We start from the raw sequence: 22492 nt of genomic DNA, 5'->3' as shown, positions 1-22492 counted from the left end.
GCGGCGCCGCCGGAGGCAGGCCCTCAAACGCCGGCGGGGCTGGAGGCGGGGCCGCAGGGGAATCCAGCGGGGCACACACCAGCCTCCCCGGCGTTTGAGGGGCCGCCGGAGGCACGGACATCGCAGGCGAGGAGAGCGGGCCGCCCGGCCCGCGGGGGCTTCGGCCGAGCGCCGCACCGGGTGGGCGGGGGCAAGATCAGCCTCCCCGGCGTTTGAGGGGCCGCCGGAGGCAAGGGGCGGCCCGGGAAGGACAGGGTGGTGTGACCATCCGCTGATCCGATCGGGCGATTTGTCCGCCGCGCTCCACCCGGTTCGTCGCTCTGTGTGAACTACGCTCAGCATCCCCGAGGGCAGGGAGAGGAGCGGATCCGTGACGGATTTCGTCGGGCGGAGGCGCGAGCTCAAGGAGCTGCGCGAGGACATCGCCAGGACCGGGCTCGACACCCTCTCCGGCCGCAAGGCCAAGGCGCCCCGGGCGCGGGTGCTGCTCGTCGCCGGGCGCCCCGGCTCCGGCCGCACCGCGCTCGCCGAGGCCTTCGTGGCCGAGGTGGCCGGCGAGTACCCCGACGGGGTGTTCCGGACCCGCCTCACCACCCCCGGCGGGGACCCGGTCGCCACCGAACGGGCCGTCAGGGGCCTGCTGGAGGCGCTCGGCAGGACCACCCCGCCCGGCGCCGCCGAGGACGAGCTGAGTTCCGCCCTGCGCGAGGCGCTCACCGGCAAGCGGGTGATCCTCCTCGTCGACGACGCCGCCGACCCGCACCAGGTGGACGCCCTCCTGCCCGACACCCCCGAGTGCCTGGTCGTGGTGACCGCCGAGGGCCCCCTCACCGGGATCCCGGACGTCCGCCCCTGCACCCTCGGCGGGCTCGACACCCCCTCCGCCGTCGACCTGCTCGCCCAGCGCATGGGCACCACCCGCGTCACCGCCGACCCCCGCGCCGCCGAGGCGCTCGCCGAGGCCTGCGGGGGCCAGCCCGCCGCGCTGGCCCTGGCCGGCGGCTACCTCGCCGCCCATCCCAAGGCCGCCGTCGCCGACGTGGCCAAGCAGCTCCACGAGATGCCCGCCGGCACCGCCGGACCGCTGGCCCGCGCCTTCCGGCTGGTCTACGAATCCCTGCCGCAGCCCGCCCAGCGCAGCCTGCGGCTGCTCCCGCTGGCCCCGGCCGGGATGGTCGACTCGCACATCGCCTCCGCCCTGGCGGGCTGCTCCGTAGCGGCGGCCCAGTCCACGCTGGAGGACTTCACCGGGCTGGCGCTGCTGCGCCCGGCCGCGGACGGCCAGTACCTGCTGCCCGGCTGCCTCGCCCCGCTGCTCCAGGCGCTCCTGGAAGCGAAGGAACGTACCGCCGAGGTCCAGTTGGCCCGGGCCCGGATGCTGGAGCGCACGGTCCGGCTGCTGCACTCCTGCCGGGCCATGGCCGAGGACGACGAGGAAACGGTCCGCGAGCTGCTCGACGGCCTGCCGCGCACCCTGCGCTTCCCGGACCGCAGGGCCGCCGCGCGCTGGCTGGACAGCCGGCTGCCCGCACTGACCGCCGCCGCCGCGCTGGCCGTGGCCGACGGCGACCTGGACACCCTGGCCCGCCGCCTGGTCGCCGGGCTCGTCCGGGCCCTGGCCGACCACCGCGGTACGGCGGAGGCCGCGCCCGAGCTGTACGGGCTGCACCGCCTCGTCCTGGACGTCGCCGAGCGCGGCGGACTCCACCGCGAGCAGGCCGCGGCCCTGCTGAACCTGGCCGACCTGGACGCCGAAACCGGACGTACGTACGACGCGCTGGAGCGGTACCGGGCCGCGCTGGACGCGGGACGGGCCGCGAACGACCCCTACGCAACCGGCCGCGCGATGGAATCCGTAGGCGGCGCGTACCAGGAGCTGGGGGACTGGCACCGGGCCGCCGACTGGTTCGGTCGAGCGCTGTCCCAGGCCCTCGCGAGGGGGGAGCGAGCGGACGAGGCGAGGCTGTACGGGCGGCTCGGCAACGTGCACACCTACGCGGGCCGCTACGGGGACGCGCTGCGCAGCTGGCGGGCGGCCTCGGCGGGCTACCGGAAGCTGGCCGATGTACCCGGCCAGGCAAAGGCGTTGAGCGAGATGGCACGCGTGCGCGAGTACGCCGGGCGGCCGGAGGAATCGCTGCACACCTGCCGGGAGGCGATCGAGCTGGCGCGCAAGGCCGGTGACGTGCGCCTGCAGGCCGCGCTCCAGGTGCGGCTCGCCGACACGCTGGACCGGCTCGGCGACCCCGCGGCCGCCAGGCTGCACCGGGCTGTGGCCGACAGATTGCTCGGAGACGACCCCGCAGCCTGCGAAATCCGTAGTAGTTCCGACTGAGATTATTCGTTTGCAAGGCTAGACAGCGACTCATCCTTCATTAGACTGGGTTCACCGCGGCAGTCCGTGGTGCATCCCGTTGCGCGTTCTTGTGGGCGGGTATGTATGGAAGTACCCAGTAATTTCCCCTGAGCCAAGGACCGTGATCGACGATGAAGGTCGGCATCCCCCGCGAGGTCAAGAACAACGAGTTCCGGGTCGCCATCACGCCCGCCGGCGTGCATGAGCTGGTCCGTAACGGCCACCAGGTCTTCGTCGAGCAGAACGCCGGTGTCGGCTCCTCGATCACGGACGCCGAGTACGTCTCGGCCGGCGCCGAGATCCTCGGCACCGCCGACGAGGTCTGGGCCACCGCCGACCTGCTGCTGAAGGTCAAGGAGCCCATCGCGGAGGAGTACCACCGCCTCCGCAAGGACCAGACCCTCTTCACGTACCTGCACCTCGCGGCCTCCCGCGAGTGCACGGACGCGCTGCTGGAGTCCGGCACCACCGCGATCGCGTACGAGACGGTCGAGCTGGCCAACCGCGCGCTCCCGCTGCTCGCCCCCATGTCCGAGGTCGCGGGCCGGCTGGCCCCGCAGGTCGGCGCCTATCACCTGATGCGCTCCGTCGGCGGCCGCGGCATCCTCCCGGGCGGCGTCCCCGGCACCCAGGCCGCGAAGGCGGTCGTCATCGGCGGCGGCGTCTCCGGCTGGAACGCCGCGCAGATCGCCATCGGCATGGGCTTCCACGTGACCCTGCTCGACCGCGACATCAACAAGCTGCGCGAGGCCGACAAGATCTTTGGTACGAAGATCCAGACGATCGTCTCCAACGCCTTCGAGCTGGAGAAGGCGGTCCTGGAGGCCGACCTCGTCATCGGCGCGGTGCTCATCCCGGGTGCGAAGGCCCCGAAGTTGGTCACCAACGAGCTGGTCTCCCGGATGAAGCCCGGAAGTGTCCTTGTCGACATTGCGATCGACCAGGGCGGCTGCTTCGAGGACTCCCGTCCGACCACCCACGCCGAGCCGACCTTCCAGGTCCACAACTCGGTCTTCTACTGCGTCGCGAACATGCCGGGCGCGGTCCCGAACACCTCCACCTACGCCCTCACCAACGCCACGCTGCCGTACATCGTGTCGCTGGCGAACAACGGCTGGGTCGAGGCGCTGCGCCGCGACGCCGCGCTCGCCCTGGGTCTCAACACCCATGACGGGCAGGTCGTTTACGGCCCCGTCGCCGAGGCGCACGGCCTGCCGACGCTGGAGCTCAAGTCGCTCCTCGGCTGATCCGAACCGCGCGGCCGACACCGGCCGACGGCTCCGGCGTCAACGACTGACGTCAATCTCACGTATCCGGCCGGACCTTGCTGACAAGGTCCGGCCGGACGTGTTTCGAGGCCCGCGGCGACCCCGCTCAACTCGCCTCGAACGTAACCCTTTAACCGATTCGCGCACCCGTGAAACTTCGCAGTGACAGCTCGCACGCCCTTGACAGAGTGGTGTTCGGTTGCCGACACAACGCGGCGGGTCCGGCGGATTGTGTTGCTGCGGAGCGGTGACACGCCATAGAGTCGCCAACCGTCGGCATGGTGCCACGCTGACCTATCGATAAGTGTCCTGGTCACGTCCAAGGAGGTAAGACGACTTGTGAATGAGTCGACATTTGCTCCTGGAGGTGGTCAAGCAGGGACGCCTGCGCGGGGCCAGGGTCCGGTCGGACTCGAGGCTGTCGGCTCCGTCGCGGTACGCACCTTCGCAAACCACCAGCACCTGACGACGCCCCAAAAGAGCATGGACGGCCTAGACGTGAACTCCAGGGCCGGCGACCTGAGCGGCGAAAAGCCCACTGGTTTCGCCGACTATGACGTGGTGCCCGAAGGGCACTTCTACGACCCCGACGCCGAGTACGAGCCCGACCCCGAGTACGCGGCCACCCTCGCGCCCGACGCTGCACGCCAGCGCCGGGAGCGGATCGGCCCGACCGGACGGCCGCTGCCGTACTTCCCGATCCCGGGTCCGCTGACGGACCACGGTCCGGCGAAGATCATCGCGATGTGCAACCAGAAGGGCGGCGTGGGCAAGACCACGTCGACCATCAACCTGGGTGCGGCGCTCGCCGAGTACGGGCGCCGCGTGCTGCTCGTCGACTTCGACCCACAGGGCGCGCTGTCCGTGGGACTCGGCGTGAACCCGATGGAACTCGACCTGACGGTCTACAACCTGCTCATGGAGCGCGGGATGTCGGCCGACGAGGTGCTGCTGAAGACGGCGGTCCCGAACATGGACCTGCTGCCGAGCAACATCGACCTGTCCGCCGCCGAAGTGCAGTTGGTCAGCGAGGTCGCGCGCGAGTCGACGCTCCAGCGGGCGCTCAAGCCGCTGATGGCCGACTACGACTACATCGTGATCGACTGTCAGCCCTCGCTCGGCCTGCTGACCGTGAACGCCCTGACGGCGGCTCACAAGGTCATCGTCCCGCTGGAGTGCGAGTTCTTCGCGCTGCGCGGCGTGGCGCTGCTGACCGAGACCATCGAGAAGGTGCAGGAGCGGCTCAACCCCGAGCTGGAGCTCGACGGCATCCTCGCCACGATGTACGACTCCCGTACGGTGCACAGCCGCGAGGTGCTGGCGCGCGTCGTCGAGGCCTTCGACGACCACGTCTACCACACCGTCATCGGCCGTACGGTGCGCTTCCCGGAGACCACGGTCGCCGGTGAACCGATCACCACGTACGCCTCCAACTCCGTCGGCGCCGCCGCCTACCGCCAGTTGGCCAGGGAGGTGCTCGCCCGGTGTCCCGCCGAGTGAGTCTGCCCGGAGCCGACGAACTGTTCCGCACGACCGGGGGGATGGCCCTCCAGTCGTCCTCGCCGCGGCGCTCGGGCGAGGATGCGGCCTCGGCCGCGGGCGGTGCGTCGGCCCGGTCGGAGCACACTGCCGCCGCGGAGGACGCGGGGGCGGAGGGGCGCAGCCGGGAGGGCGACGCCGTGGGCGCCGTGGGCGCTCCGCGCAGGTCGCAGGAAGGTTCTGCCGGCTCTGTGAACGGGGCCGGCGGCGGTGGCGGTGAGCCGCGGCGCGGCAAGGGCCGCGGGGCGAACCGGCGGCCGAGCGGCCGCGAGCGGCACGACGAGAAGATCACGGTCTACGTCTCCGCCGAGGAACTGATGGACCTGGAGCACGCGCGGCTGGTGCTGCGCGGCGAGCACGGCCTCGCGGTGGACCGCGGGCGGATCGTCCGGGAGGCCGTGGCGGTCGTCCTGGCCGACCTGGAGTCCCGCGGCGACGCGAGCATCCTGGTCCGCCGGCTGCGGGGTCGCTGAGAGCTTGCGGGGTTGCTGAGAACCTGCGGGGTCGCTGGTGCTGCGGGGCGGCTGAGTCGGCGGGGTCGCTGGTTTTGCGGGGCGGCTGAGTCTGCGGGGTCGCTGGTGCTGCGGGGCGGCTGACGCGGCGGGGCCGCCGGTGCCGTGCGGTAGCTGACCCTGTGCGGTCGCCGGTTCTGTGCGGCAGCTGACCCTCGGCATCGCTGGCCCCCCCGCGGGGCGCATCCGACGCGAGGATGGCGGTGGGCCGAGGTCGCCGCGGAGGCCTCCGGGGCGCGCGTACGGGGCCGAACCGGCAAGGCTTTCGTGCCGGGCGCACCGCTCCGGAGCGAGAGCACCTTTCCGTACCGAGAGCACCGCTCCGGTCGGGCGTGCCGCTCCGAGCCGGAGGCGCTGTTCGCGTCCAGGCCCACCGCTCCGCACCAAGAGCGCCGCTCCGTGCCGGAGTGCACCGCTCGCGTCCAGGCGCGCCGCTCCGTACCGAGAGCACCGCTCCGTGTCGGTGCTCAGCTTTGTGCCAGGGGTGCACCGCTCGCGACCCTGGCGCAGCGCTCCGTATCAAGAGCGCCGCTCCGAGCCGGGTGCCCTGCTCGCTACCGAGAGCACCGCTCCGCTCCGCGTCAAGAGCGCCGCTCCGAGCCGGTTGCGCCGCTCGCGTCCCGCCCCCGCTCCGTGCCAAGCCCACCGCACCGGCTCCGTGCTGCGGGCCGCCCCGTGGTCCGAGGTCCGCGGGCCTGCGTCCGCTCTCGGGCCGCCCCCGCGGGGTTTCGCGCCCCCGACGTGGCGGCGACCTGTCAGGGGTCGGGGCGGTGCGCGCGGCGAACCGCCGCTCGCGCGGGGCCTCACCGGCTGCCGGGGGCGCAGGGGGCAGCATGGGGCCGAGATCCCGTTCCCCGTTCCGTATCCCGTTTCCCGTTCCGTACTCCCTGGACCGCCATGCCCCCCTCGACACCAGACGCCGCCGCGGATGCCGACCCCGGCCGTCCTGGCCGCCGCGCCCGTCGCAGCCTCGGCCCGGGCGGGGCCGCCGCTCCCGAGCCGCCGCAAACGGCCGTAGAGAGCCCCGTGGGCCCCGCGGAGGCCCCGGCGGCCGCGGAGGGCCCGCAGGCGGCAGGAGAGCCTCCTGCGCCCGTACAGGGCCTTGTCGGTGCGTCGGGGGAGCCCGCGGGCAGGTCTGGCCCCCGCCCGGCCGCCCCGGCCCCCGGTGAGCTGGAGGACCCCGGCCCCCGCCCGGCCGTTCCCACCCCCGGTGAGCCGGAGGGCCACGGCCCCGGCGCGGCCGCCCCGGCAGCCCTCGCCCCCGGCGACGGCCGGTTCACGCTGCGGCTGGCGAATTTCGAGGGGCCCTTCGACCTTCTCCTCCAGTTGATCTCGCGGCACAAGCTCGACGTCACCGAGGTGGCCCTCTCGAAGGTGACCGACGAGTTCATGGCGCACATCCGTGCCATGGGACCGGACTGGGACCTCGACCAGACCACCGAGTTCCTCGTCGTCGCCGCGACCCTCCTCGACCTCAAGGCCGCCCGGCTGCTCCCGGCGGCCGAGGTGGAGGACGAGGCCGACCTGGCGCTGCTGGAGGCCCGGGACCTGCTGTTCGCCCGGCTGCTCCAGTACCGCGCCTACAAGCGCATCGCCGCGATCTTCGAAGAGCGGGCCGAGAGCGAGGGCCGCCGCTACCCCCGCACCGTCGGGCTGGAGCCGCACCACGCGGAACTGCTGCCCGACGTCGTCATCAGCATCGGCCCCGAGGGCTTCGCCCGGATCGCCGTCAACGCGATGCGGCCCCGGGCGAAGCCCGAGGTGTACGTCGACCACATCCACGCACCGCTGGTCAGCGTCCGGGAGCAGGCGGAGGTCGTCGTACGGATCCTGCGGGCCCGCGGCGAGGCGACCTTCCAGGAGCTGACCGAGGACACCGCCGACACCCTCACCGTGGTGGCGCGCTTCCTGGCGCTGCTGGAGCTCTACCGGGAGAAGGCGGTCGTCCTGGACCAGGAGGAGGCCCTGCGGACGCTCACCGTCCGCTGGAGCGGCGGCGAGGACGGCGCGGCTCCAGCGGCGGCCGTGAGTGACGAGTTCGACCGGACCGGGGAAGGCGTACGGGATGAGTGACGTGGACGAGAGGGACGAGGCGGACGAGCGGGACGAGGCGGACGGCGGCGGCGGCCAGGGGGGCCCGGGCGGGCTGCCGCTGGGGCCCGCGCTGGAGGCCGTACTCATGGTCGTCGACGAACCCGCGACCGAGGCGCACCTCGCCAAGGTGCTGGAGCGGACCCCGCGCGAGGTCGCGGTGGCCCTGCGGGAGCTGGCCGACGAGTACACCCGCCAGGGCCGCGGTTTCGAGCTCCGGCTGATCGCCGGGGGCTGGCGCTTCTACACGCGGCCCCGGTACGCGGCGGCGGTGGAGGCCTTCGTCCTGGACGGCCAGCAGGCCCGGCTGACGCAGGCCGCGCTGGAGACGCTGGCCGTGGTCGCCTACCGCCAGCCGGTGAGCCGCTCGCGGGTCTCGGCGGTGCGCGGAGTCAACTGCGACGGGGTCATGCGGACCCTCCTGCAGCGCGGTCTGGTGGCCGAGGCGGGGACGGAACCCGAAACAGGTGCGATCCTGTACAGGACGACGAACTACTTTCTGGAGCGGATGGGCCTGCGCGGCCTGGACGAGCTCCCGGAGCTCGCGCCCTTCCTCCCCGAGGCGGACGCGATCGAAGCCGAGGCGCTGGAGGGTGTGCCGTCGTTCGATCCGGACGCACCGTATGCGCCGGATACTCCTGAATGACGACAAGACGACGGAACTTTGATGCGAAGCAGCGGTAACGGCAACGGCGGCGGCAACAGGAACAGCAGCGGCGGCGGTGGAGGCGGGCGCGGTGGCTCCCGCGGCGGATCGTCCTCCGGCGGCGGCTACCAGGGCGGCGGCTCCCGCGGGGGCTCCTCCGGCGGCGGCTCGCGCGGCGGCTCCTCCTCGGGTGGCTACCAGGGCGGCGGCGGCTCGCGCGGCGGCTCCTCCGGCGGTGGCTACCAGGGTGGCGGCGCCTCCCGCGGGGGCTCCTCCGGCGGCGGCTACCAGGGCGGCGGCTCGCGCGGCGGTTCGTCCGGTGGCGGCTACCAGGGTGGCGGCGCCTCCCGCAGTGGTTCCTCCTCCGGCGGCGGCTACCAGGGCGGCGGCTCCCGCGGCGGCTCGTCCTCCGGGGGCTACCAGGGCGGTGGCTACCAGGGCGGCGGCGGTTACCAGGGCGGCGGCTCGGACTCCCGTGACCGCGACCAGGCGCCCGCGCCCCGGATCCGCAACCCCCGTCCCGAGGAGCGCCGCTACGATGTCGGCCCCGAGGGCGAGCGCAACGGCCGCGGCGGTGCCAAGGCGGGCGGCGGCGGTGCCCGTGGCGCGGCCGACGGCAACCGCGGCGGCGCCCGTGGCGCGGCGGCCCGCGGTGGCGCCAAGGGCGGCCCCAAGACCTCCAGGACCCCGGGCATCGGCCAGGCGGGCGGCCCGCGCAGCGGTCCCGGCAGCCGCAGCGGCCAGTCCCGTCCGCGCGAGCTGGACGCGCGGATCGAGGAGCGCGTGCGCGACCGGTACGCCGACAAGCCCGTGATCAAGACCCCGAAGACCTTCCCGGGTGCCGAGGAGGAGGGTGAGCGCCTGCAGAAGGTGCTCGCCCGTGCCGGCATGGGTTCGCGCCGCGCGTGCGAGGAGCTCATCGAGCAGTCGCGCGTCGAGGTCAACGGCCAGATCGTGCTGGAGCAGGGCAAGCGCGTCCTGCCCTCGGACGAGATCAAGGTGGACGGCCTGACCGTCGCCACCCAGTCGTACCTCTTCTTCGCGCTGAACAAGCCCGCCGGGGTCGTCTCCACCATGGAGGACCCGGACGGCCGCCAGTGCCTCGGCGACTACGTCACCAACCGTGAGACGCGTCTCTTCCACGTCGGCCGGCTCGACACCGAGACCGAGGGCATCATCCTGCTCACCAACCACGGTGAGCTGGCCCACCGCCTCACGCACCCGAAGTACGGCGTGAAGAAGACGTACGTCGCGGCCATCACGGGCCCGCTGCCGCGCGAGATCGGCAAGCGCCTCAAGGACGGCATCGAGCTGGAGGACGGCTACGCCCGCGCCGACCACTTCCGCGTCGTCGACCAGCTCGGCAAGAACTACCTGGTCGAGGTGACCCTCCACGAGGGCCGCAAGCACATCGTGCGCCGCATGATGGCCGAGGCGGGCTTCCCCGTCGAGAAGCTCGTGCGGACCGCCTTCGGTCCGATCGAGCTGGGCGACCAGAAGTCCGGCTGGCTGCGCCGCCTGACCAACACCGAGGTCGGCATGCTGATGCGCGAGGTCGGCCTGTAGTCCCGCCCGCACCACCCGGAGAGCCCGCGGCGCCCTCGGCGCCGCGGGCTTTTCCCTTGCCCCGACCGGCCCTTCGCCTTTATAGTCAGGATGACTATAAAGAGAGCGGGGGGTCCGACGTGGACTGGACCGAGGTACTCGGCTTCGCCACCGGCGCCCTGTGCGTCTGGCTGGTGGCCCGGCAGCACATCGCCAACTGGCCGATCGGCATCGCCAACAACATCTTCTTCATCGTGCTCTTCGCCCGGACCGGCCTCTACGCCGACGCCGGGCTCCAGATCGTCTTCATCGCCCTCGCCGCCTACGGCTGGTGGTCCTGGACCCACGGGGGTGGACCGGGCGCCGCCGAAGCCCTGCCGGTGCGCCGCACCACGCGCGCCGAATGGGCCTGGCTCGCCGCGGCGGGGGTGGTGGGGACCCTCGGGCTCACCCTGCTGCTCGCCCGGGTCAGCGACTCCACCGTCCCGTTCTGGGACGCGCTCACCACCGCCCTCTCGCTCATGGCCACCTACGGGCAGTGCCGCAAGCTCGTCGAGTCCTGGTGGCTGTGGATCGCGGCCGACCTGGTCTACGTCCCGCTGTACGCCTACAAGGGGCTGTACCTGACCTCCGCCCTGTACGTCGGCTTCCTCGCCCTGTGCGTGGCGGGCCTGGTCGGCTGGCTGCGGTCCCTGGCCACGCCCGCCGCCCGTACACCGGCCGCGGGAGCGACGGCATGACGGCGCACCCGGCGGGCTCCGGGCGGCGCCACGGGCACGGGCTCGTGCTCGGGAAGTTCTACCCGCCGCACGCCGGCCACCACCACCTCGTGCGGACCGCGCAGGAGCGGTGCGAGCGGCTGACCGTCCTGGTCTGCGCCGCCTCCGTGGAGTCGGTGCCGCTCGCCGACCGGGTCGCCTGGATGCGCGAGGCGCACCCGGGGGCGCGGGTCGTCGGCGCGGTGGACGACATCCCGGTCGACCTGTACGACCCGGCGGTGTGGGAGGCCCACATGGCCGTCTTCCGGGGCGCCGTCGGCGAGCCGGTGGACGCCGTCTTCACCTCGGAGGAGTACGGGAGCGAGCTGGCCCGGCGCTTCGGCGCCGAGGAGGTCCTCGTCGACCCCGCCCGCTCGCTCTTCCCGGTCTCGGGGACGGCCGTGCGCGCGGACCCCGTCGGGACCTGGGAGTTCCTCGGCCCGGGCGTACGGGCCGCCCTCACCCGGCGGGTCGTCGTCCTCGGCGCCGAGTCCACCGGCACCACCACCCTCTCCCGGGCCCTCGCCGCGCACTACCGGGGCCGGGGCGGTATCTGGGCGCGGACCGGCTGGGTCGCCGAGTACGGGCGCCGCTACAGCGAGGAGAAACTGGCGGCCCTGCGCGCCGCCGACCCGGCGGCGGACTGGGCCGACGCGGAGTTCGCCTCCGCCGAGTTCCCAGTGATCGCGCGCCGCCAGGACGCCGACGAAGAGGCGGCGGCCCGGCTCGGCTCGCCGGTGCTGTTCTGCGACACCGACTCCTTCGCCACCGGCATCTGGCACGAGCGCTACCTCGGCGCCCGCAGCGCGGAGGTCGAGGAGATCGCCGCTTGCGGGCCGCGGCGGGACCTGTACCTGCTCACCGACCACGAGGGCGTCCCCTTCGAGGACGACGGGCTGCGGGACGGGCCCGGGCTGCGGCCCTGGATGACCGGGCGGTTCCGGGAGGAACTCACGCGCACCGGGAAGCGTTTCCTGGTCGTCGGCGGGGACCGGCGCGAGCGGCTGGAGACGGCCGTCCGGGCGGTGGACGCGCTGCTGGCCGAGGGCTGGCACTTCGCCGACCCGCTGCCGGAGAACAAGCGCGGGGGCACCTCCATGACGGCGGAGCGCCGGTGAGCGCCCGGCGCCCCGAGGGGTACGACCCGGCCGCCTTCGAGCCGTTCGCCGTCACCGCCGACCTCGCCGTGTTCACCGTGCGGGACGGGCGGCTGCACGTCCTGCTGATCCGGCGCGGCCAGGAACCGTACGCCGGGGCCTGGGCGCTGCCCGGCGGGTTCGTGCTGCCCCGCGAGTCCGCCGAGGACGCCGCCCGCCGTGAACTCGCCGAGGAGACCGGGCTGCCCGGGCCCGTGGTCGCGGACCTCCATCTGGAGCAGCTGCGCACGTACAGCGACCCCGGCCGGGACCCCCGCATGCGGGTCGTCTCGGTCGCTTTCACCGCGCTGGTCCCGGACATGCCGGAACCGGCCCCGGCGGGCGGCGGCGACGCCGAGCACGCGCGCTGGATGCCGGTGGAGGAGGCGCGGGAACCGGGCCTCGGTCTCGCCTTCGACCACGCGGTGATCCTGGCCGACGCGCGGGAACGGGTCGGCGCGAAGCTCGAATACACCTGCCTGGCCACCGCCTTCTGCCCGCCGGAGTTCACCCTCGGGGAGCTCCAGGGCGTCTACGAGACCGTCTGGGACACCTCCCTGGACCGCCCCAACTTCCGCCGCAAGGTGCTCGCCACCCCCGGCTTCGTCGACGCGGTTCCGGGAGCCGCCCGGCTGACCGGCGGGCGCGGCAAACCGGCCGCGCTCTACCGGGCCGGCCCGGCCACCGCCCTCCACCCGCCCCTGCTCCGCCCTTCGGAAGGACCCTCACGATGACCACGACAGGCAAGCGGGCGGCGACGGGAGCCATGATCGGCCTGGCCCTGGGCGACGCCCTCGGCTTCCCGACGGAGTTCAACGACGTCCCCTCCATCCTCGCCAAGACCGGCCCCTGGCGGGAGATGGGGCTGCCGCGCCCGGCGATCGTCACCGACGACACCCAGATGACCCTCGCCCTGGCCCGCGGCATGCGGACGGCCGCCGGACGCGGCCTGGTCGCTCCGCTGCGGCTCGCCCGCCCGGTCCGCGAGGAGTTCGTCGAATGGTGGCGCTCGCCCGAGAACAACCGCGCCCCCGGCCGCACCTGCATGGTCGCCTGCTCGCTGCTGAAGGAGCCGGAGCGCGACTGGCGCGACGCCAGCCAGGTCGGCTCGAAGGGCTGCGGGGCCAACATGCGGGTGGTGCCGGTGGGGCTCGTACCCGGCTGGACCGAGGAGGAACGGGCGGGCGCCGCCCAGCTCCAGTCGGCCCTCACCCACGGCCACCCGACGGCGCTGGCGGCCTCCGACCTCACCGCCCGGGCCGTGCACCTCCTCGCGCACGGCACCGAGGTGACGGGCCTGGTCGGGCAGCTGCGCTCCTACGCCCTCGACAACCGGACCCGCTACCACGAGCGCTGGCTCGGCGACCTCTGGCGGCGCACCACCGCGGACGCCTCGCCCGAGTCGTACATGGCGCGCGGCTGGGACGACTGCCTGGCCGTCCTGGACCGCCTCGCGGCCGCCCTGCGCGCCCCCTCCCCGGAGACCGACCCCTGCCTGGCCACCGGCGACGGTTGGATCGCCGAGGAGGCCCTGGCCACCGCCCTGCACTGCTTCCTGCTCTTCCCCGAAGACCCGCTGACCGCCCTGCGCCGCGCCGCCTGCACGGCCGGCGACTCGGACTCGATCGCCTGCCTGACCGGCGCCTTCGCGGGCGCCCACCTCGGCGCGGCCGTCTGGCCCCGCGACTGGGAGGGCCGCATCGAATACCGCGACGAACTCCTCGCCTTCGGCACCCTCTGGGACGCGTGAGCCGTGCTGGACTCCCGCCCCCTCAGCGGGCCGAGGTGCGGCGGGTGTGGTGGAGGAAGGCTTCTACGCGGGGGAGGTCGGGGGTCGGCGGTAGGGGGGTGGTGAGGAGGGCGCTCTCGCAGTCGGCCGCCAGGCGGGTCATGCGGGTCTCCACCTCGGGCCAGGGGACCTCGCCGCGCTTGACGGCCAGCAGGCCCTCGCGCAGGGGGCCGACGTCGACCGAGAGGCGGCCCGTGCGCAGGAGGTGCAGGCACGATTCCAGCAGGCGCAGCAGGTGCATCGCGTGCTTCCAGCGCGGGGCGCCGTGGATCCGGACGTCCGCGTCGAGTTTGGCGCGCTGCGAGGTCGCATAGCGGGTGAAGGTGGTGTGGGCGCGCCGGGAGAGGAACGCCCCGCGGAGCGCGAGGAGTTCCTCGCCCACCGGGGTCAGCCGTTCCACCAGGGGGGAGTGCAGGCACTCCAGGATGTTGGGGTTGGCGCGCAGGGCCAGCTCGCAGAAGCGTTCCAGCTCCCAGGAGAACTCCTCCTCCCGGGGCCCCTCCACATGCGTGGGCGGCTTGTCGAACCGCCAGAACAGCGGGGTGGGGGCGAGGTAGACACCGCGCCGGTCGGTGTCGCTCGCCTCCGTCGCCAGCCCGAACGCCCGCGAACCCATCACGCACGAGTAGACCGTGTGTTCGCTCACCAGCGTCAGCTCGTCGTCCCTGTCCATCGCCGCAGCGTAGGCGGGTGGCGGCCCGCCACGCGACGCGATTTCGGGGAGTGGCCCGCGGGTCAGGCGAGGGTGATGTCGCCCGCCGGGGACACCACGATCTTCTTCTCCGCGAGCGGGCGGGTGGCCGGGCCGTGGGCCACGGCGCCGTCCATGACGTTGAACTTGCTGCCGTGGCACGGGCAGTCGATGGTGCCGTCCGCCACCTTGTTCACGAGGCAGCCCTGGTGGGTGCAGACCGCCGTGAAGCACCGGTAGGAGCCCGCCGACGGCTGGGTGACCACGAGCTTCTCGTCCTTGAGGACCGTGCCGCCGCCCACCGGTACGGCCGAGGCCTTGAGCAGCGCCTTGCCGGCCGTCCCGCCGGTGGAGGGTGCCGCCGAGGGCGCGGCCGACGCGCCGTCCGGCCCGCTCGGGACCGCGCCGGGGCTCGTGGCGGCCCCGGAACCGCCCGCCGGCTTCTCGTCACCGCCGCACGCGGTGAGCGCGCCGCCCGCCAGGGCCACCGCTCCTGCCGCCAGTACCGTGCGCCGGGCGGTGCGGGTGGGCTCGCTCATGACTTCTCCTCGCTGGGTGACCGGTGGGGCAGCAGCATCCTGGCGCCTCACGGGCCTCGTGAGAAGCCCGCCGCGCCGCCGTCCGCTCCGCCCGGCCGGTCCCCGGTCAGTGACCGGGTGCCCGCGGAACCAGTTCCGCCGGTCGCCCCGGTGTCCGTACGACCTCCCACACGCGGACCACCGCGTCCCGGTTCAACGGACCGTGCACGTGCGGGTAGCGGCCGCCGGATTCACCCTCCCGGCGCACCGGCGCGGTCAGGGCTCCTTCGTCGAGTTCGAGCGCGAGCAGCGGCCCGCCGACCCCGCCGAAGTGGGCGTCGGCGACGGCCAGCGCGGTGGCCGCGTCCCCCGAACAGTGCACGAAGCCCTCCGAGTCGAGCGAGGGCGGGGCGTACGGGCGCTCCGGCGCGGCGGACCAGTCGGCGAGCGGGACGATGTGGAAGATCATGCCGTCGTTCTACCGCAGGCCCGGCCGGTGCGGTACGGGGGCCGCCGCCCGGTCCCACCGGGCCCCCGTGGTGCCGGAGCCTGGCTACCCTGGGAGCGCACCGGCCCAGCGGTCCACCGGCCCACCGGCGCACCCGCCGCACGATCCACCCGAGGAGCCCCCGTGAGAACCGCCGCCGTCATCGGAACCGGCCTCATCGGCACCTCGGCGGCCCTCGCCCTGACCGCCCGCGGGATCACCGTCCACCTCACCGACCACGACCCCGCCCAGGCCCGTACGGCCGCCTCCTTCGGCGCGGGTACGGACGAGCCCGCCGAGGGCAGGGTCGACCTGGTGATCGTCGCCGTACCGCCGGCCCATGTGGCCGCGACCCTGGCCGACGCGATCGAGCGGGGCCTCGGCCGGGCCTACGTCGACGTGGCGAGCGTCAAGGGGGGCCCGCGGCGCGAGCTGGAGGCCCTGGGCGTGGACCTGACGGCGTACATCGGGACGCACCCGATGGCGGGCAAGGAGCGCTCCGGCCCGCTCGCCGGGACCGCCGACCTGTTCGAGGGGCGCCCCTGGGTGCTGACGCCGACCCGGGACAGCGACCACGAGGTGCTGAACCTGGCGCTGGAGCTGGTCGCACTCTGCCGGGCCGTGCCCGTCGTGATGGACGCCGACGCCCACGACCGGGCGGTCGCGCTGGTCTCGCACACCCCGCAGCTGGTGTCCAGCATGGTCGCCGCGCGGCTGGAGGAGGCCGACGAGAGCGCCGTACGGCTGTGCGGGCAGGGCATCCGCGACGTCACCCGGATCGCCGCCTCCGACCCCCGGATGTGGGTGGAGATCCTCTCCGCCAACCCCGGGCCGGTCGCCGACGTGCTCGCCGGGATCGCCGCCGACCTGGAGGAGACCGTGCAGGCACTGCGCGGACTGCAGTCCGCGGACGAGGAGAAGCGGCGCGGCGGCGCCGAGGGCATCGAGGACGTGCTGCGCCGCGGAAACGCGGGCCGGGTCCGGGTGCCGGGCAAGCACGGCTCCGCGCCGACCGTGTACGAGACGGTGACCGTGCTGATCAGCGACCAGCCGGGCGAGCTGGCGCGGATCTTCGCCGACGCCGGGCGGGCCGGGGTCAACATCGAGGACGTACGGATCGAGCACGCCAACGGGCAGCAGGCCGGCCTGGTCCAGCTGAGCGTGGAACCGAGGGCGGCGGCGGGCCTCACCGCCGAGCTGCGCGAGCGCGGCTGGGCACTGCGCCAGTAGGCCTCCCCGGCCCGGCTCCCGCGGCCCTCCCGGCGGCCCCCGGAGCGACCGGCGTCAAGGGCCCCGGCGAGTCGTTACCCTTAAGGAGGGGCGTTTTCGCGCGCCCGGACACGTACGCGCAACCAGGAAGGTGCTCGCCCCGTGGAAACCGCCGCTCAGTCCGCCGTGATCGTCGCCATCGACGGTCCCTCCGGCACGGGCAAGTCCAGCACCTCCAAGGCCGTCGCCGCCAAGCTCGGGCTGCGGTACCTGGACACCGGTGCGCAGTACCGGGCCATCACCTGGTGGATGATCACCAACGGCGTCGACCTCGACGACCCGCAGGCCATCGCGCTCGCGGCGGGCAAGCCCGTCATCGTCTCCGGTACGGACCCCTGCGCCCCCACCATCAGCGTGGACGGCCTCGACGCCGCCGGGCCGATCCGCACCCAGGAGGTCACCTCCAAGGTCAGTGCGGTCAGCGCGGTGCCCGAGGTGCGCACCCTGATCACCGACCTCCAGCGCTCGATCGCCGCCGACGCGGCCCAGAGCGCCGCCGGGATCGTCGTCGAGGGCCGGGACATCGGCACCACCGTCCTGCCCGACGCCGACCTCAAGGTGTTCCTCACCGCTTCGGCCGAGGCGCGCGCCGCCCGCCGCAGCGGCGAGCTGAAGGGCCCCCAGGCCCAGGACCTCGCGGCCACGAAGGCGGCGCTCATCAAGCGCGACGCGGCCGACTCCGGCCGCAAGACCTCCCCGCTCGCCAAGGCGGCGGACGCGGTCGAGGTCGACACCACCGACCTCACCCTCGACCAGGTCATCGAGTGCGTCGTGACCCTCGTGGAGGACCAGCGGGCGGGTGGCGGCCGGTGAGCGAAGCGCCCTCCCCGCGGGGTGCGGCGGCAGGCCGGCGGATCGGGATCGGGCTCATGTACGGGCTCTGGAAGCCCCGGGTGCTCGGCGCGTGGAAGGTGCCGGCCTCCGGGCCGCTCATCCTGGCCGTCAACCACTCCCACAACGTCGACGGCCCCATGGTCATGGGCACCGCGCCGCGGCCCGTGCACTTCCTGGTCAAGAAGGAAGCGTTCATCGGCCCGCTCGGCCCCTTCCTGGAAGGGATCGGACAGGTCAAGGTCGACCGCTCCGGCACCGACCGCGGAGCCGTGACCCGCGCCCTGGACGTCCTGGGCGGCGGCGGCGTGCTCGGCATCTTTCCCGAGGGCACCCGCGGCGACGGCGACTTCGCCTCGCTGCGCGCGGGCCTGGCGTACTTCGCGCTCCGCGGCGGGGCGCCCATAGTGCCCGTCGCGGTGCTCGGCAGCACCGAGCGCCGTGGCAGGCTGGTCACGGCACTGCCGCCCTTCAGGGGCCGCGTCGACGTCGTCTTCGGCGACGCCTTCGACGCGGGAGACGGCAGCGGCCGCCGCACGCGCACCGCGCTCGACGAGGCCACCGTACGCATCCAGGACCGGCTGACCCGCCACCTGGCCGACGCCAAGCGGCTCACCGGCCGCTAGGCGAGACTTGAACTCAGTAGTGGATCCGCACGCTGCGGGTGCCACCGATCACCACGAACGACGAGGAACGGACTTCATGAACGACCAGCACGACCACGGAGCACTCGGAGACGCCGAGTACGCGGAGTTCATGGAGCTCGCCGCGGAAGAAGGCTTCGACATCGAGGACGTCGAAGGCGCGATCGAGGAGGCGGGCGCCGGCCCGCTCCCCGTCCTCGCCGTCGTCGGCCGCCCGAACGTCGGCAAGTCGACCCTGGTGAACCGCATCATCGGCCGCCGCGAAGCGGTGGTCGAGGACAAGCCGGGCGTCACCCGCGACCGCGTCTCGTACGACGCCGAATGGGCCGGCCGCCGGTTCAAGGTCATGGACACCGGCGGCTGGGAGCAGGACGTCCTCGGCATCGACGCGTCCGTCGCCGCCCAGGCCGAGTACGCGATCGAGACCGCCGACGCGGTCGTCTTCGTCGTGGACGCCAAGGTCGGCGCCACCGACACCGACGAGGCCGTCGTCAAGCTGCTGCGCAGGGCGGGCAAGCCCGTCGTGCTCTGCGCCAACAAGGTGGACGGCCAGAGCGGCGAAGCGGACGCGAGCGCCCTGTGGTCGCTCGGCCTCGGCATGCCGCACCCGGTCTCCTCGCTGCACGGCCGCGGTACGGGCGACATGCTCGACGCCGTCCTGGAGGCGCTCCCGGAGGCCCCGCCGCAGACCTTCGGCACCGCCGCCCCCGGCGGTCCGCGCCGGATCGCGCTGATCGGCCGCCCGAACGTCGGCAAGTCCTCGCTCCTGAACAAGGTCGCCAGGGAGGACCGGGTCGTCGTCAACGAGATGGCCGGCACCACCCGCGACCCGGTCGACGAACTGATCGAGCTCGGCGGCATCACCTGGAAGTTCGTGGACACCGCGGGCATCCGCAAGAAGGTCCACCTCCAGCAGGGCGCCGACTACTACGCCTCCCTGCGCACCGCCGCCGCCGTCGAGAAGGCGGAGGTCGCGGTCATCCTGATCGACACCACCGAGTCGATCAGCGTCCAGGACCAGCGCATCATCACCATGGCCGTGGAGTCCGGGCGCGCCATCGTCATCGCCTACAACAAGTGGGACGAGCTGGACGAGGAGCGCCGCTACTACCTCGAACGCGAGATCGAGACCGAGATGCAGCAGGTGGCCTGGGCCCCCCGCGTCAACGTCTCCGCCCTCACCGGCCGCCACATGGAGAAGCTGGTCCCGGCGATCGAGACGGCCCTGGCGGGCTGGGAGACGCGCGTCCCGACGGGCCGCCTGAACGCGTTCCTCGGCGAGATCGTCGCCTCCCACCCGCACCCGGTGCGCGGCGGCAAGCAGCCCCGCATCCTGTTCGGCACCCAGGCGGGCACCAAGCCGCCGCGGTTCGTACTCTTCGCCTCCGGCTTCCTGGAGCACGGCTACCGGCGCTTCATCGAGCGCCGCCTGCGCGAGGAGTTCGGCTTCGAGGGCACCCCGATCCACATCTCGGTGCGGGTGCGCGAGAAGCGCGGCTTCAACAAGAGCAAGGCCAAGAAGTGACCGGAAGGTCCGCCGGGGGTCAGTAGCCCCGGCGCGGAGCGGGCGGCAGGGCCGCCGGGATGTGCTGCATCCCGGTCTGGTGCTGCCGCCCGTTCGCGTGTCCGGGGGCGGTGGCGATGGCGGCGTACCCGTGGGACGAGGACGTACCCGAGGAGGCCTGGGCGCCCTGGGCGGCGTAGGACGGCTGGGGGACGTACGAGGACTGCGGGACGTACGAGGACTGCCACGGGTCGGTCTGCCAGGCGGACCCGTTCCAGCCGCTGGTGCTGGTCTGGCCGCTGCCGTACGTGCTCCCGTAGCCGGTGGTGGCCAGCGCGCCCCCGTGGGCGGCCTGGGCCGTCCCGAACGCGGTGAACCCGAGGTCCTCCTCGCCGCTGCGGTCGCCGGGCAGGGCCCGGAAGGAGCGCAGGTACTCCGAGTACAGCGCGTCGAAGATCGGGGTGGGCGAGACGGCGTGCGACGCGGCGTGCGCCCCCTCCCGCGTCCAGGCGGGGCGCATCGGGGGGACGGTGCTCGGATAGGACGGGGCGCGGGAGGGATCGTATGAATGCACGTATCTGCCAACGAAACCGGCGCCCCGCGGATGCGGGGCGCCGGGGAGAAATCGCAGATCGCCGTGGGTGTGCGGGACGGACCGCGCACCCCCGGCGCACGCCGCCGCACGGCCCCGGCACCGGAGCGGTCCGGCGGCGGGACCGGACGACGGCAGTCCGGTGGGGGTGCGGCGGGGCTCAGGTGCCCGCGAGGGGCATGGAGGCGGCCACGAGCTTGCCCGCGGCCGCGGCCTTGTCGAGCGCGTCGCGCAGCAGGTCCTCGCGGGGCTGCTGGCCGATCGACCCGGCGGGGGCGGCGTAGACGAGGACGCGCTGGGTCTTGTTGACGGCGGCCCGCCAGCCGTCGGTGACCGAGAGCGCCTTGTGCGCCTGCCACCAGGAGGTGGGGGCGCCGCCGTCGACGCCGGGCTGGAGCACGGCGTGCAGCAGGCCCGCGGCGAGCAGGACCGACCAGCCGGACAGCTGCGAGGGCAGGGTGGAGGTGTCGGTGACCGGGATGAAGCCCTGCTCGATCAGGAGCGGCAGGAAGTCGTCGCCGGGGCCGTCGGTGCCGGGGCGGGCGATCGGCGCGGTCGGCTCGACGACCAGCGCGGGGTGCAGCTCGCCGCCGATCAGGACCAGTCCGCTGGTGATCCCGAGGACGGCCTGGCCGCCCGGTACGGCCTGGGGGACCTCGGGGGCGGCGAAGGCGTCGCGGGGCGCCTCGGCGGCCGGGTCGGTGCCGGTGATGCTGCGGACGGCGCCCTGGAGCTGGGCCTCCGAGACGTTGACCACCTGGGAGGGGATGCACAGGGCGTGGGCGAAGGCGAGGACGGCCGTCTCCTCGCCGACGAACAGCACGGTGCTGGTCTGCTCGCGCTCCGAGTCTCCCGGGGTGCGGCACGAGGTGCAGTCGTAACTGCTCGGGGCCTGGTCACCGGCGAGCAGCCGGTTGGCTTCTTCGTCGCCGATCTCGGCGCGTACGTCATCACTGACCTCGAGCATGCGCGGCACGGAGTGACTCCTCGGACTACGACGGACCGGTGGGCCGTTCCGTCTCGGCGTGCGGGGCCGGGCGGTTCCCGGCTCGCCGGGATCAACGGGGGAGCGGTGTCCGTGGTCACGCCGAAAGAGGGAACGGAATCGAACCTGCCCCCCGGACGAGTGAACGGGCTGACCGGAGCTTCGTGTTCGTGTCAACTCTTTTCCTTTTGTGCTCAGTTGGCAGCGCCGAATGCGCGATTTTCGCGAGCGGGGCGGCGCACCGGGCGTCGGCCTTCCGGGTGGCGGGGCGTGCGCGGCCGCGCGCCGGGGCGGGGCGCGCGCGGGGGCTGCGTAGCGTGACCAGATGCCCACCTTCCGGATCCGGGCGGCCGTGGTGACGGCCGCCGCGCTGGTGTTCCTGCCGTCGGCGGCCTCGCACGGGTACGCCTCGGCGCCGCCCCCGCCCGCGCCCGGCCCCGGCGGGGTGGCGGCCGTCGGCGCGCCGGGGGTGATCGGCACCGGGCCCGGGGACTGCGGGCCGGGCGGCGAGTGGCCCTGGGACTGCGTCGCCGACTGCGAGAGCGGCGGGCGCTGGAACGTGAACACCGGCAACGGCTTCTACGGGGGCCTGCAGTTCTGGCAGCCGACCTGGGAGGAGCACGGCGGGCTCGGCTACGCGCCGCGCGCGGACCTGGCGGCGCGGGACCAGCAGATCCGGGTGGCGGAGGACGTGCTGGGCACCCAGGGGTGGGAGGCGTGGCCGGTCTGCTCGAAGCGGTACGGGCTGGCGGGGCGGATGCACGTCGTGCGGGGCGGGGACTCGCTGGACTCGATCGCGCGGAGGCATCGGGTGCGGGGTGGGTGGCGGGCGCTGTACGAAGCGAACCGGGTCGTGATCGGGGGGCGGCCGGATGCCCTGGTGGTGGGCACGCTCCTGGTCCTCCCCGCGGCGGATCCGCCGGCCCCGGCGGGGGCGGCGCCGACACCGGATCCGGCTCCGGTGGCTCCTGGCCCGGTGGCCTCGGCCCCTGCTGCGGTGCCGGTGCCGAGTCCGGCGGCGGGCGTGCCGGGTGGGCGCGGGCACTGACGGGCCGGTGCTGCCCTCAATCGCCGGGCGGGCTGACCTTGCCTCCGGCGGCGCCTCAAACGCCGGCGGGGCTGGATGTGGCTGCGGCTCGCCGGCGCGGGCATTTCAGCCTCGCCGGCGTTTGAGGCGCCCCCGGAGGGCGAGAGGCCCGCACCTGGCCTCTGAGGGGCGCCCGCCCCGGGGTGCGCTGTCACCGGGTGGGGCGGTGCCGCTCGGGGTCCCTCCGGGGGCGCCTCAAACGCCGGCGGGGCTGGGGTGGTGTGCGTGGTCGTCCGCCGGGTGA

21 protein-coding genes are annotated in these 22492 nt (G+C 73.9%); 16 read left to right on the top strand and 5 right to left on the bottom strand.

The features are described 5' to 3' along the window. Positions 1–370: 370 nt before the first annotated feature. The 11 genes from ABZY31_RS24620 to ABZY31_RS24570 all read left to right on the top strand — a co-directional run bounded on the left by ABZY31_RS24620 (position 371) and on the right by ABZY31_RS24570 (position 13601). Complete coding sequence (locus ABZY31_RS24620) at positions 371–2335, top strand: tetratricopeptide repeat protein (RefSeq protein WP_356413794.1); 1965 nt, start codon at positions 371–373, stop codon at positions 2333–2335. A 152-nt stretch (positions 2336–2487) separates the two neighbouring features. Continuing rightward, the gene (gene ald / locus ABZY31_RS24615) at positions 2488–3603 is read left to right on the top strand and encodes an alanine dehydrogenase (protein WP_356413792.1); all 1116 of its coding nucleotides are present in this window, start codon (positions 2488–2490) and stop codon (positions 3601–3603) included. Between the two features lie 360 nt (positions 3604–3963). Beyond that, complete coding sequence (locus ABZY31_RS24610) at positions 3964–5124, top strand: ParA family protein (RefSeq protein ID WP_356413789.1); 1161 nt, start codon at positions 3964–3966, stop codon at positions 5122–5124. Further along, positions 5109–5636 carry a hypothetical protein gene (locus tag ABZY31_RS24605; protein WP_356413786.1) on the top strand — a complete coding sequence of 176 codons (528 nt, stop codon included), beginning with the start codon at positions 5109–5111 and terminating at the stop codon, positions 5634–5636. Before ABZY31_RS24610 ends, ABZY31_RS24605 begins: the two co-directional genes overlap by 16 nt. A gap of 936 nt (positions 5637–6572) precedes the next feature. Next, on the top strand, positions 6573–7748 hold the full coding sequence (locus ABZY31_RS24600) for a segregation/condensation protein A (protein WP_356413783.1): 1176 nt from the start codon (positions 6573–6575) through the stop codon (positions 7746–7748). Beyond that, positions 7741–8412, top strand: a complete 672-nt coding sequence (gene scpB / locus ABZY31_RS24595) for an SMC-Scp complex subunit ScpB (RefSeq protein WP_356413780.1) — start codon at positions 7741–7743, stop codon at positions 8410–8412. The genes ABZY31_RS24600 and scpB overlap by 8 nt, the downstream gene beginning before the upstream one ends. A 21-nt stretch (positions 8413–8433) precedes the next feature. Next, the gene (locus tag ABZY31_RS24590) at positions 8434–9978 is read left to right on the top strand and encodes a pseudouridine synthase (protein WP_356413777.1); all 1545 of its coding nucleotides are present in this window, start codon (positions 8434–8436) and stop codon (positions 9976–9978) included. A gap of 119 nt (positions 9979–10097) precedes the next feature. After that, on the top strand, positions 10098–10697 hold the full coding sequence (gene pnuC, locus ABZY31_RS24585; protein WP_356413774.1) for a nicotinamide riboside transporter PnuC: 600 nt from the start codon (positions 10098–10100) through the stop codon (positions 10695–10697). Next, positions 10694–11833 (top strand): AAA family ATPase, encoded by a 1140-nt coding sequence (locus ABZY31_RS24580; protein WP_356413771.1) that lies wholly within the window; start codon positions 10694–10696, stop codon positions 11831–11833. The genes pnuC and ABZY31_RS24580 overlap by 4 nt, the downstream gene beginning before the upstream one ends. After that, on the top strand, positions 11830–12585 hold the full coding sequence (locus tag ABZY31_RS24575; RefSeq protein ID WP_356413768.1) for an NUDIX domain-containing protein: 756 nt from the start codon (positions 11830–11832) through the stop codon (positions 12583–12585). Before ABZY31_RS24580 ends, ABZY31_RS24575 begins: the two co-directional genes overlap by 4 nt. Next, positions 12582–13601: an ADP-ribosylglycohydrolase family protein gene (locus tag ABZY31_RS24570; RefSeq protein WP_356413765.1), complete on the top strand. Its 1020-nt coding sequence runs from the start codon at positions 12582–12584 to the stop codon at positions 13599–13601. Before ABZY31_RS24575 ends, ABZY31_RS24570 begins: the two co-directional genes overlap by 4 nt. 22 nt (positions 13602–13623) lie before the next feature. On the opposite strand, the gene ABZY31_RS24565 is transcribed toward ABZY31_RS24570, so the two are convergent. From ABZY31_RS24565 to ABZY31_RS24555, 3 genes are all read right to left on the bottom strand, one after another. Next, positions 13624–14313 (bottom strand): nucleotidyltransferase domain-containing protein, encoded by a 690-nt coding sequence (locus ABZY31_RS24565; RefSeq protein WP_356413762.1) that lies wholly within the window; start codon positions 14311–14313, stop codon positions 13624–13626. 62 nt (positions 14314–14375) lie between these two features. After that, positions 14376–14870 (bottom strand): Rieske (2Fe-2S) protein, encoded by a 495-nt coding sequence (locus tag ABZY31_RS24560; protein WP_356413759.1) that lies wholly within the window; start codon positions 14868–14870, stop codon positions 14376–14378. 106 nt (positions 14871–14976) lie between these two features. Continuing rightward, positions 14977–15318: a DUF952 domain-containing protein gene (locus tag ABZY31_RS24555; protein WP_356413757.1), complete on the bottom strand. Its 342-nt coding sequence runs from the start codon at positions 15316–15318 to the stop codon at positions 14977–14979. Positions 15319–15480: 162 nt separating this feature from the next. Here ABZY31_RS24555 and ABZY31_RS24550 point away from each other — a divergent pair, with 162 nt between their 5' ends. The 4 genes from ABZY31_RS24550 (at position 15481) to der (ending at position 19605) form a co-directional block, all read left to right on the top strand. Then, complete coding sequence (locus tag ABZY31_RS24550) at positions 15481–16566, top strand: prephenate dehydrogenase (RefSeq protein WP_356413755.1); 1086 nt, start codon at positions 15481–15483, stop codon at positions 16564–16566. A gap of 141 nt (positions 16567–16707) precedes the next feature. Next, positions 16708–17418: a (d)CMP kinase gene (gene cmk, locus ABZY31_RS24545; RefSeq protein WP_356413752.1), complete on the top strand. Its 711-nt coding sequence runs from the start codon at positions 16708–16710 to the stop codon at positions 17416–17418. Continuing rightward, positions 17370–18062: a lysophospholipid acyltransferase family protein gene (locus ABZY31_RS24540; RefSeq protein WP_356413749.1), complete on the top strand. Its 693-nt coding sequence runs from the start codon at positions 17370–17372 to the stop codon at positions 18060–18062. Before cmk ends, ABZY31_RS24540 begins: the two co-directional genes overlap by 49 nt. Positions 18063–18138: 76 nt before the next feature. Further along, positions 18139–19605, top strand: a complete 1467-nt coding sequence (der, locus tag ABZY31_RS24535) for a ribosome biogenesis GTPase Der (RefSeq protein ID WP_356413746.1) — start codon at positions 18139–18141, stop codon at positions 19603–19605. 19 nt (positions 19606–19624) lie between these two features. Here der and ABZY31_RS24530 read toward each other — a convergent pair whose 3' ends face one another. After that, positions 19625–20104: a hypothetical protein gene (locus ABZY31_RS24530; RefSeq protein ID WP_356413743.1), complete on the bottom strand. Its 480-nt coding sequence runs from the start codon at positions 20102–20104 to the stop codon at positions 19625–19627. A 232-nt stretch (positions 20105–20336) separates the two neighbouring features. Further along, complete coding sequence (locus ABZY31_RS24525; protein WP_356413804.1) at positions 20337–21143, bottom strand: hypothetical protein; 807 nt, start codon at positions 21141–21143, stop codon at positions 20337–20339. Positions 21144–21486: 343 nt separating this feature from the next. Between ABZY31_RS24525 and ABZY31_RS24520 the strand changes: the two genes are divergently transcribed. Then, positions 21487–22209, top strand: coding sequence for a transglycosylase family protein (locus ABZY31_RS24520; RefSeq protein WP_356413740.1), 723 nt, complete (start codon positions 21487–21489; stop codon positions 22207–22209). Positions 22210–22492 lie beyond the last annotated feature (283 nt).

The organism is Streptomyces sp. NPDC006529, assembly GCF_040611795.1.
Lineage (GTDB): Bacteria > Actinomycetota > Actinomycetes > Streptomycetales > Streptomycetaceae > Streptomyces.
The sequence above is the reverse complement of the archived record's forward strand: the minus strand, read 5'-3'. Positions and strand labels throughout refer to the sequence as shown.